We start from the raw sequence: 16,354 nt of genomic DNA on the forward strand, positions 1-16,354 counted from the left end.
TAGTGCCACCCGGATCGCCTGGGGAATAGGCCAGGCGAATCGGTGGAGGCATCAAAGGGCAATGACCGTGCCCAGGATCTTGTCAGGGTTATATGAAACCAACGATTTGTTCGTTCCGTTGCCATGGCCGCGAAGGCACACTGGGACCTGTTGTCGGCAGACGCTTGCTGTCTTTGCCGCCGGCTTTCCTGAATGGAGTGTCCCGTGCCCACCCCCCTGACCGCTTCCTTATCGCGCCTTTGGCAGGCGGTGCTGGCCCGTCTGGGTGAGATTGCCGCAGACCATCCCGATGCCGTGCTGGCCTCGTCGATGGGGGTCGAGGACACCCTGCTGATCCATGCCTTGGCTCAGTTGCCGCAGCCGCTGGGCGTATTCATGCTGGATACCGGGCGCTTGCATGCAGAGACCATCGCCATGGTGGATGTGATCCGTGAACGCTATGGCATCGTTGTACAGCGCATGCACCCCGACCCGGCTGCCGTGCAGGCGCATGTCGCGGCGCATGGCGAATTCGCCTTTTACGAGAGCGTCGCGCTGCGCAAGGAATGCTGCGGCATCCGCAAGGTCGAACCCTTGCGCCGGGCGCTGGCGGGCCACACCGCCTGGATCACGGGCCAGCGCCGGGAACAGTCCGTCACGCGCACGGAATTGCCGGAATTCCAATGGGACGAGACCTTCGGCTTGTGGAAATTCAACCCGCTGGCTGCCTGGACGAGCGAAGACGTCTGGGCGGTGATCCGGGCGCTGGACATCCCCTACAACCCCTTGCATGACCGAGGCTACCCTTCTATCGGCTGCGAACCCTGTACGCGGGCCGTGCGTCCGGGCGAGGACGCGCGCGCGGGCCGCTGGTGGTGGGAGCAGCGCGACAGCCGTGAATGCGGCCTGCATGCCTCCAATCTGGCAGATCGTCGTCCCCTGGTGCGCCCGCGGCGCGCTGGCGATCCTGCTTATCCTGACTCCGTCGAATCTTCACTTTCATCATGACGACTGCTACAGCTTCCTCTACCCGCACCCATCTGGATTGGCTGGAATCCGAAGCCATTCATATCCTGCGCGAAGTCGCCGCCGAGTGCGCGCGGCCCGTGCTGCTGTTTTCCGGCGGCAAGGATTCCTGCGTGCTGCTGCGACTGGCGGAAAAGGCCTTCCGGCCGGGACGCTTTCCCTTTCCCCTGATGCATATCGACACCGGGCACAATTTTCCCGAAGTCATTGCCTTTCGCGATCAGCGCGCGGGCGAACTGGGCGAGGAACTGATCGTGCGCAGCGTCGAAGATTCCATCGCGCGCGGCACGGTGGTGTTGCGCCACGCGACGGATTCGCGCAACGCCGCGCAGGCCACGACGTTGCTGGAATCCATTGCGGAATTCGGCTTTGACGCTTGCATCGGCGGCGCCCGGCGCGACGAGGAAAAAGCCCGCGCCAAGGAACGCATCTGCTCTTTTCGTGATGAATTCGGCCAGTGGGACCCCAAGGCGCAACGGCCAGAGCTCTGGAATCTATACAACACGCGCGTGCATCCTGGCGAAAATATCCGGGTGTTTCCCATTTCCAACTGGACTGAACTGGATGTGTGGCAGTACATCGAGCGTGAACGACTGGCGCTGCCGTCGCTGTATTACGCCCATTCCCGGGACATCGTGCGCCGCCAGGGCTTGCTGGTGCCGGTGACGCCGCTGACGCCGCTGCGCGACGGCGAACACCAGGAACGGCTGACGGTGCGCTTTCGCACGGTGGGCGATGTGTCCTGCACCTGCCCGGTGGCGTCCGATGCCGCCACGCCTGCCGACATCATTGCCGAAACAGCGGTCGCCACGCTGACCGAGCGGGGCGCCACGCGCATGGATGACCAGACCTCGGAAGCGTCGATGGAACGGCGCAAGAAACAAGGATATTTCTGATGAATGCGATCAATGAACAGTGGCCCGCATCCGGCGAGACCGGGGTGTTGCGTCTGATCACGGCGGGATCCGTGGACGATGGCAAATCCACTCTGATCGGGCGTTTGCTGCTGGACAGCAAGGGCGTCTTCGCCGATCAGCTGCAGGCCATCGCCGGGTCGAAATACACCCGGGCGCCGGACGCGCAATACGATCTGGCTCTGTTGACCGACGGCCTGGAGGCCGAGCGCGAGCAGGGCATCACCATCGACGTCGCCTACCGATATTTCGCCACGCCGGCGCGCAAATTCATCGTCGCTGACGCGCCCGGACACGAGCAGTACACGCGCAATATGGTGACGGGTGCGTCCACAGCGGATGCCGCCGTCATCCTGATCGACGCCAGCCGCGCGACCGATGGCGATTTGCTGCCGCAGACCAAGCGACACAGCTCTCTGGCGCGGCTGCTGGGGCTGCAGCACATTGTCGTGGCGGTTAATAAAATGGACCTGGTGGGCTGGGACAAAGCCGTCTTTGACCGGATTCATGCAGCCTATCAAGATCTGGCGGCGCGGCTGGACATTCCGCATTTCCATATCGTGCCCCTGTCGGCCCTGTCCGGCGACAACGTCGTGCAGCGCAGCGAACGCACCCCCTGGTATCAGGGTCTGCCCTTGCTGGCCTTGCTCGAATCCCTGCCGCTGGATCCGCATCAGGGCAATGGCCAGGCCCGCTTTTTTGTGCAATGGGTAATCCGTCACCAGGGCAGCGGGCCGGATGCCTTCCGGGGCTATGCGGGCCAGCTGCAGGGCGGGGCCTGGCGGGTGGGCGATGCCGTGCAGGTGCTGCCCAGCCAGGAAACCGCCGTCATCACCCGCCTGCTGCGCGGGGACCAGGTGCTGGACGAGGCGCTGCCAGGCGACAGCATCACCGTGGTGCTCGATCGGGACATCGACGTATCGCGCGGTGATCTGCTGGTCGATGGCCACGCACAAGCCGTGTTGCGACAGGATTTCGAGGCGGATTTGTGCTGGCTGGATCAGCAGGCCCTGAATCCGGCCCGGCTGTACTGGTTGAAGCTGGGCAGCCGCCTGACGCAGGCCCGGATTCAGGCTGTGCAGACCCGGCGCGACATCCATGAGCTGCGTTCCGTCGACTGGAACGGCACCCTGGCCATGAACGATATCGGTCGGGTCCGCCTGCGCACCCGCGATCCCCTGGTGCTGGATGACTACGAGACACAACGGGCCACGGGGGCCTTCATCCTGATCGACACGGCCACGAATCAGACTGCGGCGGCGGGCCTGGTGCGCACCCGATGAGGGAGCGGGCAGGCGCGTTGGAGCATGAGTAGGCGGTGATTTGGGGGTGTGACACAATGCCGGATCACTCCTTCTCTTGGTGTCCGGACCCCTGCGATCATGTCACTCGTCCAACAGAATATCCGCTTGCCGTCCCTGGCGACGATACGGGCGTTTGAGTCCGCCGCTCGGCTGGGGTCTTTTGGGCGGGCCGCCGAGGAACTCTGCGTGACCGCCAGCGCGGTGGGCAAGCGCATTACCCAATTGGAAACCTTGCTGGGCCAGCCGCTGTTCGAGCGCGGCAGCCGGGGGGTGGCGCTGACCGCCGTCGGGCATGAATACCTGGAGCAGATCGAAACCGCGCTGCACCTGCTGTCGAACGTATCTTTGCACCACCGGGCGAAAAAGCCGCGCGACAGCTTGCGGCTGGTCACGACGCCCTCGTTCGGCCATTCCGTGTTGGGGCCGCATCTGCACGAGTTCATGCAAGCGCATCCCAATCTGGATCTCAGTGTGGTGATGTCCATTCCGTACCTGGACATCGGGCCGTCGCAGGCGGATTTCTGGATCCGTTTCGGACTGGGGCGTTACCCTGGCGCAGTGTCCGAGCTGCTGACCGACGATGTGGTCTTTCCGGTATGTTCTCCAGACTATCTACGCCGTCATGGGCCGCTGCGCCAGCCATCCGATCTGCAGTTCGGCCATCTGCTGCACAGTCCTCTGGATCCTTGGAAACCCTGGTTCGACGCCGCCGGGCTGGATTGGCCCGAACCCGAGGAGGGCATCAGTTTCTTTGATCTGGGCATGGCCATGGCGTCCGCCCGCGCCGGCCAGGGGGTCATGATCACCCGCCGCAGCCTGGCCAGCCACAGTCTGCGGACAGGGGAACTGGTGGCGCCCTTTGCGGTCACGGCGGCCCCGGATTCTCACTACTACTTGTGTCACGACGCCTCGATGCCGCTGGTCGGCGTCAGGCTATCGTTTTCCCTATGGCTCAGGGATCTGTGCCGCCGGATTCCCAGTTTTCCTCTAGGGGACTGATGCGGTGCGGAATTATTTTCCGCCCTGTCCCGAGGCAATTTCCAACCGCTCCTGTGGTGGATCGCTAGACTTTCGCCGATACCACTCATGGCTGGCAAGACAGTCAGCCGCACGACAACAGGAGACCTCATGAAACTGTCCAAAACCTGCTTGGCCGCAGCGCTGACGCTGTCGCTGGCATCCACTGCCTATGCCGCCGAGACCATCAAGATCGGGGTGTCCGGCCCCTATACCGGGGGGTCGTCGTCGATGGGGGTCAGCATGCGCGAAGGTGTGCGCCTGGCCGCCCGCGACATCAACGCCAACGGCGGTGTGCTGGGTCGTCAGCTGGAACTGATCGAGCGCGACGACGAAGCCAAGAACGAACGCGGCGTCCAGATCGCCCAGGAACTGATCAACCGCGAACAGGTCGTGGCGACGGTGGGCTTCATCAATACCGGGGTGGCGTTGGCCGCGACCCGCTTCTATCAAAAGGCCGAGATTCCTGCCATCGTCAACGTGTCGACCGGCACGGTGGTGTCGCGGCAGTTCGAACAGCCGAAATATCCGGCCAACTATATCTTCCGCACCGCCGCGGCTGACAATATCCAGGCGCCCATGATCGCCGCCGAAGCCGTGACCAAGCGCGGCTTGAAGAAAGTCGCCATCATGGCCGACTCCACCAACTACGGCCAACTGGGTCGCGAGGACATGGAAAAGGCCCTGGACGCGCTGGGCGTCAAGCCTGTCGTGGTGGAAAAATTCAATATCGGCGATGTGGACATGACGGCGCAGTTGCTACGGGCCAAGGAAGCTGGCGCGCAAGCCCTGCTCACCTACGGCATCGGGCCCGAACTCGCGCAGTTGGCCAACGGCATGGCCAAGCTGGGCTGGAAAGTCCCGATGATCGGTAGCTGGACGCTGGCCATGGCGAACTTCATCGATACGGCGCGGGTCAATGGTGACGGCGCGCTGATGCCACAGACCTTCATCCAGAACCCCAACACACCGAAACGCAAGGCCTTCATCGACGCCTACGTCAAGGACGCCCAGCCGAAAAACGGCGTGATCGAATCAGCCGTGTCCGCGGCTCAGGGCTATGACTCGGTTCTGTTGCTGGCAGCCGCCATCGAGCAGGCCGGCAACACCAAGGGGCAAGACATCCGCGCCGCCCTGGAAAATCTGCAGAAACCGGTCGAGGGCGTCATCATGACCTACAAGCAGCCTTATTCGACGACCGATCACGAGACCATCGACAGTCCTGACACGGTCTATATGGGCGAGGTCTCCAAGGGCCGGGTGGTGTTCGCCCACCCCGAAGACGAACAGCGCAGCGTGGCCAATTCCGGCCAATCCGCGCAGTAAGCCTGCTCGATCCATGCTTCCCCCCGACAGTCTGACAGGACGGGGGCATGCCTTGTAGCGCCGTCGGGGCGGCCTTGTTCCGCCGGACGGCGCGTTTTGCTGGAATGTGTCATGACGATTTTTCTGCAGCTTGCCTACAGCGGCATTGCTTTGGGCATGATTTACGCGGTCATCGCCTTCGGGTACCAACTGACGTATGCCACCTCCGAGACCCTGAATTTCGGGCAGGGCGACGCCCTGATGCTGGGCGGCCTGGTGGGCCTGACCTTGGTGGGTTTTGGGATCAGCTACTGGCTGATGATTCCCTTGGTCTGCATTTTCGGAATGCTGCAAGGGTCCGTGGTCGAACGCGTGGCGGTGCGGCCCGCGATCCAGGCCCGATCCGAATTCGGCTGGATCATGGCCACGATCGCCCTGGGCATCATCTTTCGCAATATGGCGGAAAACATCTGGGGCCGCGACGCTTTGCGCTTTCCCTCGCCGGTTTCCGAAACGCCGTTCACCGTGCTGGGCGCGCGCATCCTGCCGATGGAATTGCTGGTCGTGGCGGGCGCTCTGCTGATCATGGGCGCCATCGAATTGTTCACCCGTAGCTCGATCTATGGCAAGGCCGTGGTCGCCACGGCGGGGGACCGGGATGCCGCCGGCCTGATGGGCATCAATACCAAACTGGTCATCACCTTTTCGTATGCGCTGTCGTCCTTGACGGCGGCTTTTGCCGGCGTGCTGGTCGCGCCGCTGACGCTGACCGGCGCCTCGATGGGCGCCGTGCTGGGCCTGAAGGCCTTTGCCGTCGCCATCGTGGGGGGGCTGAACAGCGGGATGGGCGCCATCGTCGGCGGCCTGTTGCTGGGGATCATGGAGACCATGACGGGTTTCTACCTGTCCACCGGCTACAAGGATGTGCCGGGCCTGATTCTGTTGCTGCTGGTGCTGACCGTACGTCCTGCCGGTCTGTTTGGCAAAACCGCCATCAAGAAGGTCTGATCCATGAACAAGAAGTCTTTGCTATCGTTTGCGGCGCTGGTCGTGGTGCTGGCGGCGGTGCCTCTGGCAGTGAGCAACCCTTACTACCTGCACCTGGTCGAAACCATCCTGATCTACGCGGTCTTGCTGCTGGGGCTGGATATCGTCGTGGGCTATACCGGTCAGGTGTCCCTGGGACATGCCGGGCTGTTTGGCATCGGCGCCTACACGGTGGGCGCGTTGATCTTGCATCTGAATTTGCCGTTCTGGCTGACGATTCCCGCAGCCATCGCGGTGACCTCGGTTTTCGGGGCGGTCCTGGCGCTGCCGTCGCTGCGCGTGACGGGACCGTATCTGGCGATGGTGACGCTGGCATTTGGCACCATCATCCAGATCCTGATCAACGAGATGGATTTCCTGACGGCCGGCCCCATGGGGATCAGCCTGGACAAGCCCATGATCGGCGATCACATGCTGAGCGGTCCGGAATTCTTCTGGCTGGTGCTGGGTCTGCTGGTGTTGTCGGTGCTGGTGACCGAACGCGTGGCGCGCTCGCATTATGGGCGGGCCTTCGAGGCCCTGCGTGACAGCCCGATCGCTTGTGATTGCATGGGGGTGTCCGTCTATCGCTACAAAGTCGTGGCCTTCGTGATCAGCGCGGGGCTGGCCGGCTTGTCGGGGGCCCTGCATGCCTATTCCGAACAGTACATTTCACCCAATACCTATACGTTCGAGCTGATGGTGCTGTTCCTGCTGGCCATCATCATGGGCGGTCGCAAGACCCGTTCGGGCGCCTTGCTGGGGGCGGCCATCATCGTGCTCTTGCCCAAGATGCTGGATGATGTGTCCACCTTCCGACCGCTGGCCATCGGTCTGGCGGTGCTGGTGATCATCGGCTCGACACTGGCCGTGCGCCGTGGCCGGGCCACCTGGAAGCGGATGGCGGCCCCTGTGGCGGGTGCGCTGGTGCTGGCGGCGGGTTCCCTGATCCTGGAACAGATGACCGACTGGCGTTTGACGATCTTCGGTTTGATGATCCTGTTCGTCGTGTACTACCTGCCTGACGGCATCGTCGGTTTTGTCCTGCAGTTCTGGGGACGGCATCACCGCGACGCGGAGACGCCGAAGCCGGTGGCCGCCGATCTGGCCCAAGTGGGTCGCCAAGAACCCGACGCCTCGCATGGCGTGTTGTTGTCGGTCGGTCAGGCCATCATGCAGTTCGGCGGTTTGCGGGCGCTCAACGAGGTGGATCTGGACGTGCGGCGGGGCACCATCCATGGCCTGATCGGCCCCAATGGTTCGGGCAAGAGCACGATGATGAACGTGCTGACCGGCATTTATGTGCCGACGTCCGGCTCGGTGGTGTTTGCCGGCAAGAATCTGTCCGGCCTGACGTCGTCCGAGATCGCGGCGCGCGGGGTCGCCCGGACGTTCCAGAACGTGCAGTTGTTCGGTGAAATGACTGCGCTGGAAAACGTGCTGGTCGGCCTGCATCATACGTTCACGAGCCGCCTGAGCAGCATCGCTTTGCATCTGCCCTTGTGGCGCCGGGAAGAACAGGCGGCGCGTGAGCGGGCCTATGCGCTGCTGGATTTTGTGGGTTTGGCATCGTTGGCGCAGGAAGAAGCCCGCAACCTGCCCTATGGCAAGCAGCGGCTGCTGGAAATCGCCCGGGCGCTGGCTCTGGACCCGCGCCTCTTGTTGCTGGATGAACCGGCGGCAGGGCTGACGGCGCCCGATATCGAGGACTTGCTCGCCATCATGCGCAAGATCAAGGACCGTGGCCTGACCGTGATCCTGATCGAGCATCACATGGACGTGGTGATGGAAATTTGCGACGCGGTGTCGGTGCTGGACTTCGGCCAGAAAATTGCGGAAGGTCTGCCGCAGGAAGTGCAGGCCGACCCCCGAGTGATCGAAGCCTATCTGGGCGGTGAACAGGCAGGAGCCCAAGCATGCTGAAAATCGAAAAACTGGAAGCCGGTTACGGCAAGGTCAAGGTGCTGCACGGCATCAGCCTGGACGTGCCGGCAGGCAAGGTCGTGACCTTGATCGGCTCCAACGGGGCGGGCAAGACCACCACCATGCGAGCGATCTCGGGGATGCTGCGGCCCACGGCAGGTGTCATCACGCTGGACGGGCGTGAGATACAGGGCCTGGAATCCCATCGGATCGCCCGCCTGGGCTTGGCGCATTCGCCCGAAGGCCGGCGGGTCTTTCCGACGCTCAATGTGACGGACAATCTGCTGCTGGGCGCCTTTCCGCGCCTGACCGGCAGCCGGGCCAAAGGCAATGTGGCGCAGGATCTGGATCGGGCCTTGGAACTGTTCCCGCGTTTGAAAGAACGTCGCACGCAGTTGGCGGGGACCTTGTCCGGTGGAGAACAGCAGATGCTGGCGATGGCGCGCGCCATCATGCTCAACCCGGAAGTCGTCTTGCTGGATGAACCCTCGATGGGACTGGCGCCGATTCTGGTGGACGAGGTGTTTCGCATCATCTCGCGCCTGAAGAGCGAAGGCGTCACCATGCTGCTGGTCGAGCAATTCGCAGCGGCTGCATTGGCCGTGGCCGATTACGGTTACGTGCTGGAAAACGGACGGATCGCCATCGAGGGGCCTGCTGCCCGGTTGCGCAGCGACCCCGCCGTGGCTGCCGCCTATCTGGGCGGTCGCTAGTGTGCTGTTCGACTAATACGCGTACTAGTCGAGCAGCACACTAGATCCCGTATTTCCCCAGGCCGTCCAGGTCCAGCACCTGGACGGCGCCGTATTCCACTTTCAGCAGACGGGCGGCTTCCAGGGCGCGCAGCGCCTGGTTGGTGCGTTGGCGCGATATCCGCGCCAGATAGCCGATTTCTTCCTGGGTGATTTCCAGCCGGGTGGAATTGCCTGGATACAGCAGTGGATTGAACAGCTCGGCCAGACAGCGCGCGACCCGCGCGTCCGGTGCCAGCAGGCGGTCGTGTTCAGCCTTGCCGATGAATTGGGCCACGCGTTCGTTCAGTTGATGCAGCAGGAAACGGTTGAAGGGGATGCTGTTGTCCAGCAGCCAGTTGAACGTATCGCCGCGCAGGCGGGCGATGGTGCTGCGGCGCAAGGCGATGATGTCGTATTTGCGGGCCTCGCGTTTCAGCAGCGAGCCTTCGCCGATCCAGCCGCCCGCCGGCACGCCCGTCAACGACGCCAGCTTGCCTTCGGCATTGCCTACGGAAACCTTGATCAAGCCGTCGAGCACGCCGATCCAGGCGCCCGCCACGACGCCTTTGTGTTCGATGATGGTGCCGGCCTCGACCTGGGCCGCCGTGGTGTCCCGGATGACCCGTGCTTGCTGGGCATCGTCCAGCAGTTCAAACCAGGCGGCATGGGTCTGCAAAGACCGTGACAAGTTCATGGGGAATTACCCTAGATCATGTGTGAATGTCATATGTGCGACAGTCCGGTGCAGGCGCGACCTGTACCTTAGGATGCATGACGCCCTGGATAGAGGCGCACCACCCGGCTCCGTGCGATGGCGCGTGGCCGGGCCAAGGAGACATCATGGTACAGGAATCCGCCGGGGCGGTGACATTTCCCGCCTTGTTGATGCATCATGCGCAGGCCCGAGGCCAGCGGCCCGCCATCCGGGAAAAGGATCTGGGCATCTGGCAGACGCTCAGCTGGCGCCAGGTGGCGACGGAAGTCCGCCGCATCGCCGCCGGGCTGGCGGATCTGGATGTCGCGGTGGGCGAACATGTGGCCGTCGTCGGCGAGAACCGGCCCCGGCTGTACATGGCCATGATGGCGGCCCAGTGTCTGGGGGCTATCCCGGTGCCGCTGTATCAGGATGCGGTGGCCGAGGAAATGGCCTTTGTCCTGCAGGATGCCCAGGTGCGCGTCGTCGTGGTCGAAGACCAGGAACAGCTGGACAAGATGCTGGAAGTCTCCGATCGCTGCCCCGCGCTGCAGGCGCTGATCTACGACGATCCACGCGGGCTGCGCCACTATCAGGATGAACGCCTGCTGTCCTGGGACGCTTTGCTGCTGCGCGGGGACGAACGCATCGGTCGGCTGCCGCAGGAAATCGATGATCGCATGGCCGCAATCGACCCTGCCGATACCGCCGCCATGTTCTATACCTCGGGCACCACCGGCAAGCCCAAGGGCGTGGTGCTCAGCCACCAGGCGCTGATCGACCGGGCTCGGGTCATCGAACGTTTCGAAGGCCTGACCGACCATGAAGATGTGTTGGCCTATCTGCCGCCCGCCTGGATCGGGCAGAACATGTTCTCCTACACGCAGTTCCTGACCACCGGCTTCACGGTGAATCATCCCGAATCACCCGATACGGTGTCGATCGACATGCGCGACATCGGTCCCACCTATTATTTTGCGCCGCCCAGGGTGCTGGAAGGCCTGCTGACCCACGTCATGATCCGCATGGAAGACGCGGGCCGCTTCAAGCGCTGGCTGTTTCACTGGGCCATGGGCCTGGCGCGGCGGGTCGGCACGCACGTGCTGGATGGCGACGGAACCGTAGGTCTCTGGGATCGCCTGAAATACACCCTGGGGGACCTGCTGGTCTATGGGCCGCTGCGCAACACCCTGGGCATGAGCCGGGTGCGGGTGGCCTACACCGCAGGCGAGGCCATCGGCCCGGATCTGTTCGTGTTCTACCGGTCCATCGGCATCAATCTGAAGCAATTGTATGGCTCCACCGAAACCTCGGTCTTCGTCTGCGTCCAGGCCAATGGCCAGGTGCGCGACGACACGGTCGGGCCGCCTTGCGACGGCGTGGACATCCGCGTGGCCGATACCGGGGAAATCCAGGTGCGCAGTCCCGGCATGTTCACCGGCTACTATCAGAACCCCCAGGCCACGGCGGAATCCTACACGCCCGACGGTTGGTATCACACGGGGGATGCCGGCTATCTGGACGCCGACGGGCAGCTGAAGATCATCGATCGCGCCAAGGACGTCGGCCAATTGTCGGACGGCAGTCTGTTCGCGCCCAAATACATCGAAAACAAGCTCAAATTCTTTCCTTTCATCAAGGAAGCCGTGGCCTTCGGCGCCGACCGCACCGAGGTCTGCGCCTTTGTGAACATCGATCTGGAAGCCGTGGGCAATTGGGCGGAACGCCGGGGCCTGCCGTATGCGGGTTATACCGATCTGGCATCCAAGGACGAAGTCTACAAACTGATCCGCGATTGCGTGGAACAGGTCAATCGCGATCTGGCGCAGGACCCGAAATTGACGGCGTCCCAGGTGGTCCGTTTTCTGATCCTGCATAAAGAACTGGACCCCGATGATGATGAACTCACCCGCACCCGCAAAGTGCGTCGCGCCTTCATCGCGCAGAAATATGCCGTGCTGGTGGAAGCCCTGTTTGAGGGCCGCAGCCACCAGCACATCGAAACCGAAGTCAAATTCGAGGATGGGCGCACCGGCCTGATCGCCGCCGATCTGCGCATCGAAACAGCGACCGTCAGCCGGGCGGAATCCCTGAAAAAGGTAGCCTGAATGAGCAGCCAGACCACCCAGGCAACGCAAGACATCCCCGCCGGCACGGGCCGGGCCGGGCGGATCGGGCCCGCCATCCTGGATCTGCAGAACATTTCCCTGTCCTTTGGCGGCGTCAAGGCGCTGACCGATATTTCCTTTGATGTGCGCGAACATGAAATCCGCGCCATCATCGGTCCCAACGGGGCGGGGAAAAGCTCCATGCTGAACGTCATCAATGGCGTCTATACCCCCCAGGAAGGCCGCATCCTGCTGCAGGATCAGCAGTTTGCCCGCATGAACCCGCGTCGGGCCGCGGAAATGGGCATCGCCCGCACCTTTCAGAACCTGGCTTTGTTCAAGGGCATGAGCGTGCTGGACAACATCATGACAGGCCGCAATCTGCGCATGAAAAGCGGGGTGCTGGCTCAGGCCCTGCGCCTGGGCTCCGCCGAGCGCGAGGAACTCGCCCACCGCGCCTTTGTGGAAAACATCATCGATTTTCTCGAAATCCAGGCCTGGCGCAAAACGCCGGTAGGGCGTCTGCCCTATGGCCTGCAAAAGCGAGTCGACCTGGGCCGGGCGCTGGCGATGGAGCCTCGCATCCTGTTGCTGGACGAACCCATGGCCGGCATGAACGTCGAGGAAAAGCAGGACATGAGCCGCTACATCCTGGATGTGAATGATGAATTCGGCACCACCATCGTGCTGATCGAGCATGACATGGGCGTGGTCATGGACATCTCCGATCGGGTGGTGGTGCTGGACTATGGCCGCAAGATCGGCGATGGCACGCCCGAAGCGGTCCGCGACAACCCCGAAGTCATCCGCGCCTATCTGGGCACCACTCACTGAGGCGGCATCATGGGATTCTTTCTGGAAACGGTGATCGGCGGCTTGACCAGCGGCATGTTGTACGCGCTGGTGGCGCTGGGTTTCGTGTTGATCTTCAAGGCCTCCGGCGTATTCAATTTCGCCCAGGGCGCCATGGTGCTGATCGCGGCCCTGGCCATGGCCCGCCTGTCGGGCTGGATCGACGCCTGGCTGGGCGGCGGCCATCCCTGGCTATCCAATCTGCTGGCTTTCGTGCTCAGCGCCGCTTTCATGTGGCTGATCGCGGTGCTGGTGGAACGCTGGGTGCTGCGTCATCTGGTCAACCAGGAAGGCACGACGCTGCTGATGGCGACGATCGGCATCAGCTATTTCCTGGATGGCATCGGCCAGATTCTGTTCGGCAGTTCCGTATATTCCATCGACGTGGGCATGCCCAAGGACCCGGCCTTCATTCTGGAATCCGTGTTCGAAGGCGGCGTGCTGGTCAGTCTTGAAGATCTGACGGCGGCGATCGTGGCCGCCGTGCTGGTGGCGGTGCTGGCGTTCTTCTTTCAATACACCACGATAGGCCGGGCCTTGCGCGCGGTGGCGGACGATCACCAGGCCGCCCAGTCGGTGGGCATTCCCCTGAATCGCATCTGGGTCGTGGTCTGGACGGTCGCCGGTCTGGTGGCGCTGGTGACGGGCATCGTCTGGGGATCGAAATTCGGCGTGCAGTTCACCTTGTCCACCGCTGCCTTGCGGGCGCTGCCTGTGGTGATTCTGGGCGGGCTGACCTCGGTGCCGGGGGCCATCGTGGGCGGGCTCGTCATCGGTGTGGGCGAAAAGCTGTCCGAGGTTTACCTGGGGCCGTTCGTGGGGGGCGGCATCGAGATCTGGTTCGCCTACATGCTGGCCCTGGTGTTCCTGCTGTTCCGACCGCAGGGGCTGTTCGGCGAAAAAATCATTGACCGCGTCTGATCAGTTCAGGCGTCACGGGGGAGTCCGCATCCATGTTTTATCGTGAAAACGGCCAGTTCAAAAGCACGTACCGCGCGGATCAGCAGATCTTTCCGATCCGTCAGGACCGCTGGTTCATGGGCGCCCTGCTGGTCGCGGCCTTTGTGGGCGTGCCGGCCCTGGCGTCGGAATACTGGCTGCAGGCCATTCTGATTCCTTTTCTGATCCTGTCGCTGGCGGCCATCGGCCTGAACGTGCTGGTCGGCTATTGCGGGCAGATCTCTATCGGTTCAGGGGCCTTCATGGCTGTGGGCGCTTACGCCGCCTGGAACTTCGGCGTGCGTCTGGATCTGCCGCTGCTCGCGCAGATCCTGATGGGCGGGGTATTCGCCACCCTGGCGGGTGTCGTGTTCGGCGTGCCCAGCCTGCGCATCCGCGGCCTGTACCTGGCCGTCACGACCCTGGCGGCGCAGTTCTTCATGGATTGGGCTTTTCTGCGCATCCCGTATTTCACCAACTATTCGACATCTGGCAATGTGTCCGTCCCTGCTCTGGATTTCTTCGGCTTGCCGGTGGTCACGCCGGTTCAGAAATACCTGTTCGTGCTGTGCTTCGTCGCGGTGATCGGCGTGTTGGTCAAAAACCTCGTGCGCGGCGCGATCGGTCGGCAGTGGATGGCCATCCGCGACATGGACGTGGCCGCCGCCGTCATCGGCATCCGCCCGGTCTACGCCAAGCTGACCGCCTTTGCGGTCAGTTCCTTCATCATCGGCGTGGCGGGCGCCCTGTGGGCCTATGTCCATTTGGGGTCCTGGGAACCGCTGGCCTTCGACCTGAACCGTTCGCTGCAACTGCTGTTCATCATCATCATCGGCGGCCTGGGGTCGGTCATCGGCAGTTTCTTTGGCGCGGCCTTCATGGTGCTGGTGCCTGTGCTGCTGACCAACGTGCCACATGCCCTGGGCTTGTCCATCCCCGTGGACGTCGCCGCTCATATCGAACACATGGTGTTTGGTTTCCTGATCGTATTTTTTCTGATCGTGGAGCCGCACGGCCTGGCCAGGCTGTGGAGCATTGCCAAGGAGAAACTCAGGATCTGGCCATTTCCCCACTAAAACCGTTCTGCAGCGCACTCATCCGTCCGCGCCGCAGAACGGTTCCAGTGGTGTCATTCCGGCGACATCCGCTTGGATGCGCCTCATTCAAAGGTGCCTTCAGCACCAGGAGGAGCTACAGATGAAGCATGCATTGATCAAGACCACGGCAGCCGTCGTGGTGGCTGCCGCCGGGCTGGCGGGTGTCTCCAGCACGGCCCAGGCCGCCGAAGAAAATTTCATTCCCCTGCTGGTGTACCGCACGGGATCGTTTGCGCCCTTGGGGATACCCTGGGCCAATGGCAAGATCGACTATCTGAAGATGGTCAACGAGCGCGATGGCGGGGTCAATGGCGTCAAGATCGTCTACGAGGAATGCGAAACGGCCTATTCCACGGACAAGGGCGTGGAATGCTATGAACGCCTGAAGGACAAGTTCGGCGGCGCGACGGGCTACGACACGCAATCCACCGGCATCACCTTTGCCGTGACCGATAAGGCGATGGTCGATGGCCGTTCCGTCGTGACGGTCGGTTATGGCCTGTCGCAATCGGCGGATGGCCGGGTGTTCAAATGGAACTTCCCGCTGCTGGGCAATTACTGGACCGCCTACGATGTCATGATCCAGGATATTGCGAAAAACCTGGGCGGTGAGGACAAGCTGAAAGGCAAGAAGATCGCCCTGGTCTATCATGACTCGCCCTTTGGCAAGGAACCCATTCCGCTGCTGGAAGCGCGCGCCAAGGACAATGGTTTCGAGCTGCAGCTGTATCCGGTGGCCGCGCCGGGGGTGGAACAGAAATCCACCTGGCTGCAGATCCGCAAGAACCGTCCGGATTTCGTCCTGATGCAAAGCGCGGGCATCATGACGCCCACCGCCATCCGCGAGGCGCAGGCAGTCGGCTATCCGCGCGACAAGATGTACGGGATCTGGTGGGCCAGTTCGGAAACCGACGTGGCCGACCTGGGCGATACGGCCAAGGGCTATCACGGCATCACCATCCAGAACAGCGCCGAGCATGGCCGTGTGCATGACGACGTCAAGAAATACGTCTACGACAAGGGGCAGGGGGCCGACACCGACGGCAAGACCTTCGGCTCCATCGCCTACACGCGCGGCATGATGATTTCCATGCTGCAGGTCGAAGCCATCCGCACCGCTCAGGAAAAATTCGGCAAGGGCAAGGCCATGACGCCCGAGCAGGTGCGCTGGGGCTACGAAAACCTGAACCTGGACCAGGCCCGTCTGGAAGCACTGGGCTTCGCCAAGCTGATGCGTCCGGTCAAGACCACCTGCGAGAACCACATGGGCACGGACTGGGCGCGCATCATTCAGTGGGATGGCAAGGCCTTCAAGGTGGTGTCCGACTGGTATCAGTCGAACCCCAAATACATCACGCCGCTGGTGCAGTCTCTGGGCGAAAAATACGCCACGGAAAAGAAACTGCCCGTGCGGGATTGTGCAGCCGAGTAAGCCG

The 16,354-nt window shown here is 62.7% G+C and carries 14 protein-coding genes; 13 read left to right on the top strand and 1 reads right to left on the bottom strand.

The window, feature by feature from the left end; translation table 11 throughout:
* Positions 1-204: 204 nt before the first annotated feature.
* From WBF69_RS07420 to WBF69_RS07455, 8 genes are all read left to right on the top strand, one after another.
* Complete coding sequence (locus WBF69_RS07420) at positions 205-987, top strand: phosphoadenylyl-sulfate reductase (RefSeq protein ID WP_424262761.1); 783 nt, start codon at positions 205-207, stop codon at positions 985-987.
* Positions 984-1,901 carry a sulfate adenylyltransferase subunit CysD gene (gene cysD / locus WBF69_RS07425; protein WP_424262763.1) on the top strand — a complete coding sequence of 306 codons (918 nt, stop codon included), beginning with the start codon at positions 984-986 and terminating at the stop codon, positions 1,899-1,901. Before WBF69_RS07420 ends, cysD begins: the two co-directional genes overlap by 4 nt.
* On the top strand, positions 1,901-3,202 hold the full coding sequence (locus WBF69_RS07430; protein WP_424262765.1) for a sulfate adenylyltransferase subunit 1: 1,302 nt from the start codon (positions 1,901-1,903) through the stop codon (positions 3,200-3,202). Before cysD ends, WBF69_RS07430 begins: the two co-directional genes overlap by 1 nt.
* A gap of 99 nt (positions 3,203-3,301) precedes the next feature.
* Entirely contained in the window at positions 3,302-4,222 is a 921-nt protein-coding gene (locus WBF69_RS07435) for a LysR substrate-binding domain-containing protein (RefSeq protein WP_424262767.1), read from the top strand.
* 129 nt (positions 4,223-4,351) lie between these two features.
* A complete protein-coding gene (locus tag WBF69_RS07440) occupies positions 4,352-5,566 on the top strand; it encodes an ABC transporter substrate-binding protein (RefSeq protein ID WP_424262769.1) in 1,215 nt (404 codons plus the stop codon).
* A gap of 111 nt (positions 5,567-5,677) precedes the next feature.
* The gene (locus WBF69_RS07445) at positions 5,678-6,553 is read left to right on the top strand and encodes a branched-chain amino acid ABC transporter permease (protein ID WP_424262771.1); all 876 of its coding nucleotides are present in this window, start codon (positions 5,678-5,680) and stop codon (positions 6,551-6,553) included.
* 3 nt (positions 6,554-6,556) lie between these two features.
* A complete protein-coding gene (locus WBF69_RS07450) occupies positions 6,557-8,494 on the top strand; it encodes an ABC transporter permease subunit (protein ID WP_424262773.1) in 1,938 nt (645 codons plus the stop codon).
* Entirely contained in the window at positions 8,488-9,207 is a 720-nt protein-coding gene (locus WBF69_RS07455) for an ABC transporter ATP-binding protein (RefSeq protein ID WP_424262775.1), read from the top strand. The genes WBF69_RS07450 and WBF69_RS07455 overlap by 7 nt, the downstream gene beginning before the upstream one ends.
* Positions 9,208-9,247: 40 nt before the next feature.
* On the opposite strand, the gene WBF69_RS07460 is transcribed toward WBF69_RS07455, so the two are convergent.
* Positions 9,248-9,922, bottom strand: a complete 675-nt coding sequence (locus WBF69_RS07460) for a Crp/Fnr family transcriptional regulator (protein WP_424262777.1) — start codon at positions 9,920-9,922, stop codon at positions 9,248-9,250.
* Between the two features lie 146 nt (positions 9,923-10,068).
* Between WBF69_RS07460 and WBF69_RS07465 the strand changes: the two genes are divergently transcribed.
* From WBF69_RS07465 to WBF69_RS07485, 5 genes are all read left to right on the top strand, one after another.
* Positions 10,069-12,030 (top strand): AMP-dependent synthetase/ligase, encoded by a 1,962-nt coding sequence (locus WBF69_RS07465; RefSeq protein ID WP_424262779.1) that lies wholly within the window; start codon positions 10,069-10,071, stop codon positions 12,028-12,030.
* A complete protein-coding gene (locus WBF69_RS07470; RefSeq protein WP_424262780.1) occupies positions 12,031-12,864 on the top strand; it encodes an ABC transporter ATP-binding protein in 834 nt (277 codons plus the stop codon).
* A 9-nt stretch (positions 12,865-12,873) separates the two neighbouring features.
* The gene (locus tag WBF69_RS07475; RefSeq protein WP_424262782.1) at positions 12,874-13,803 is read left to right on the top strand and encodes a branched-chain amino acid ABC transporter permease; all 930 of its coding nucleotides are present in this window, start codon (positions 12,874-12,876) and stop codon (positions 13,801-13,803) included.
* A 32-nt stretch (positions 13,804-13,835) separates the two neighbouring features.
* Positions 13,836-14,897, top strand: a complete 1,062-nt coding sequence (locus WBF69_RS07480; protein ID WP_424262784.1) for a branched-chain amino acid ABC transporter permease — start codon at positions 13,836-13,838, stop codon at positions 14,895-14,897.
* A 121-nt stretch (positions 14,898-15,018) separates the two neighbouring features.
* Positions 15,019-16,350 carry an ABC transporter substrate-binding protein gene (locus tag WBF69_RS07485; protein ID WP_424262786.1) on the top strand — a complete coding sequence of 444 codons (1,332 nt, stop codon included), beginning with the start codon at positions 15,019-15,021 and terminating at the stop codon, positions 16,348-16,350.
* The last annotated feature ends 4 nt before the right edge of the window (positions 16,351-16,354 follow it).

The sequence above is a fragment of the Castellaniella sp. genome (genome assembly GCF_049673105.1).
In the GTDB taxonomy this organism is placed as follows: domain Bacteria; phylum Pseudomonadota; class Gammaproteobacteria; order Burkholderiales; family Burkholderiaceae_B; genus Castellaniella.

What these genes read in the sequence shown, in the direction of transcription:
- WBF69_RS07455 (WP_424262775.1), top strand. Translation starts at nt 8,488, where the DNA reads ATGCTGAAAATCGAAAAACTGGAAGCCGGTTACGGCAAGGTCAAGGTG.
- WBF69_RS07465 (WP_424262779.1), top strand. Translation starts at nt 10,069, where the DNA reads ATGGTACAGGAATCCGCCGGGGCGGTGACATTTCCCGCCTTGTTGATG.
- WBF69_RS07485 (WP_424262786.1), top strand. Translation starts at nt 15,019, where the DNA reads ATGAAGCATGCATTGATCAAGACCACGGCAGCCGTCGTGGTGGCTGCC.
- cysD (WP_424262763.1), top strand. Translation starts at nt 984, where the DNA reads ATGACGACTGCTACAGCTTCCTCTACCCGCACCCATCTGGATTGGCTG.
- WBF69_RS07450 (WP_424262773.1), top strand. Translation starts at nt 6,557, where the DNA reads ATGAACAAGAAGTCTTTGCTATCGTTTGCGGCGCTGGTCGTGGTGCTG.
- WBF69_RS07440 (WP_424262769.1), top strand. Translation starts at nt 4,352, where the DNA reads ATGAAACTGTCCAAAACCTGCTTGGCCGCAGCGCTGACGCTGTCGCTG.
- WBF69_RS07470 (WP_424262780.1), top strand. Translation starts at nt 12,031, where the DNA reads ATGAGCAGCCAGACCACCCAGGCAACGCAAGACATCCCCGCCGGCACG.
- WBF69_RS07445 (WP_424262771.1), top strand. Translation starts at nt 5,678, where the DNA reads ATGACGATTTTTCTGCAGCTTGCCTACAGCGGCATTGCTTTGGGCATG.
- WBF69_RS07430 (WP_424262765.1), top strand. Translation starts at nt 1,901, where the DNA reads ATGAATGCGATCAATGAACAGTGGCCCGCATCCGGCGAGACCGGGGTG.
- WBF69_RS07480 (WP_424262784.1), top strand. Translation starts at nt 13,836, where the DNA reads ATGTTTTATCGTGAAAACGGCCAGTTCAAAAGCACGTACCGCGCGGAT.
- WBF69_RS07475 (WP_424262782.1), top strand. Translation starts at nt 12,874, where the DNA reads ATGGGATTCTTTCTGGAAACGGTGATCGGCGGCTTGACCAGCGGCATG.
- WBF69_RS07460 (WP_424262777.1), bottom strand. Translation starts at nt 9,922, where the DNA reads ATGAACTTGTCACGGTCTTTGCAGACCCATGCCGCCTGGTTTGAACTG.
- WBF69_RS07435 (WP_424262767.1), top strand. Translation starts at nt 3,302, where the DNA reads ATGTCACTCGTCCAACAGAATATCCGCTTGCCGTCCCTGGCGACGATA.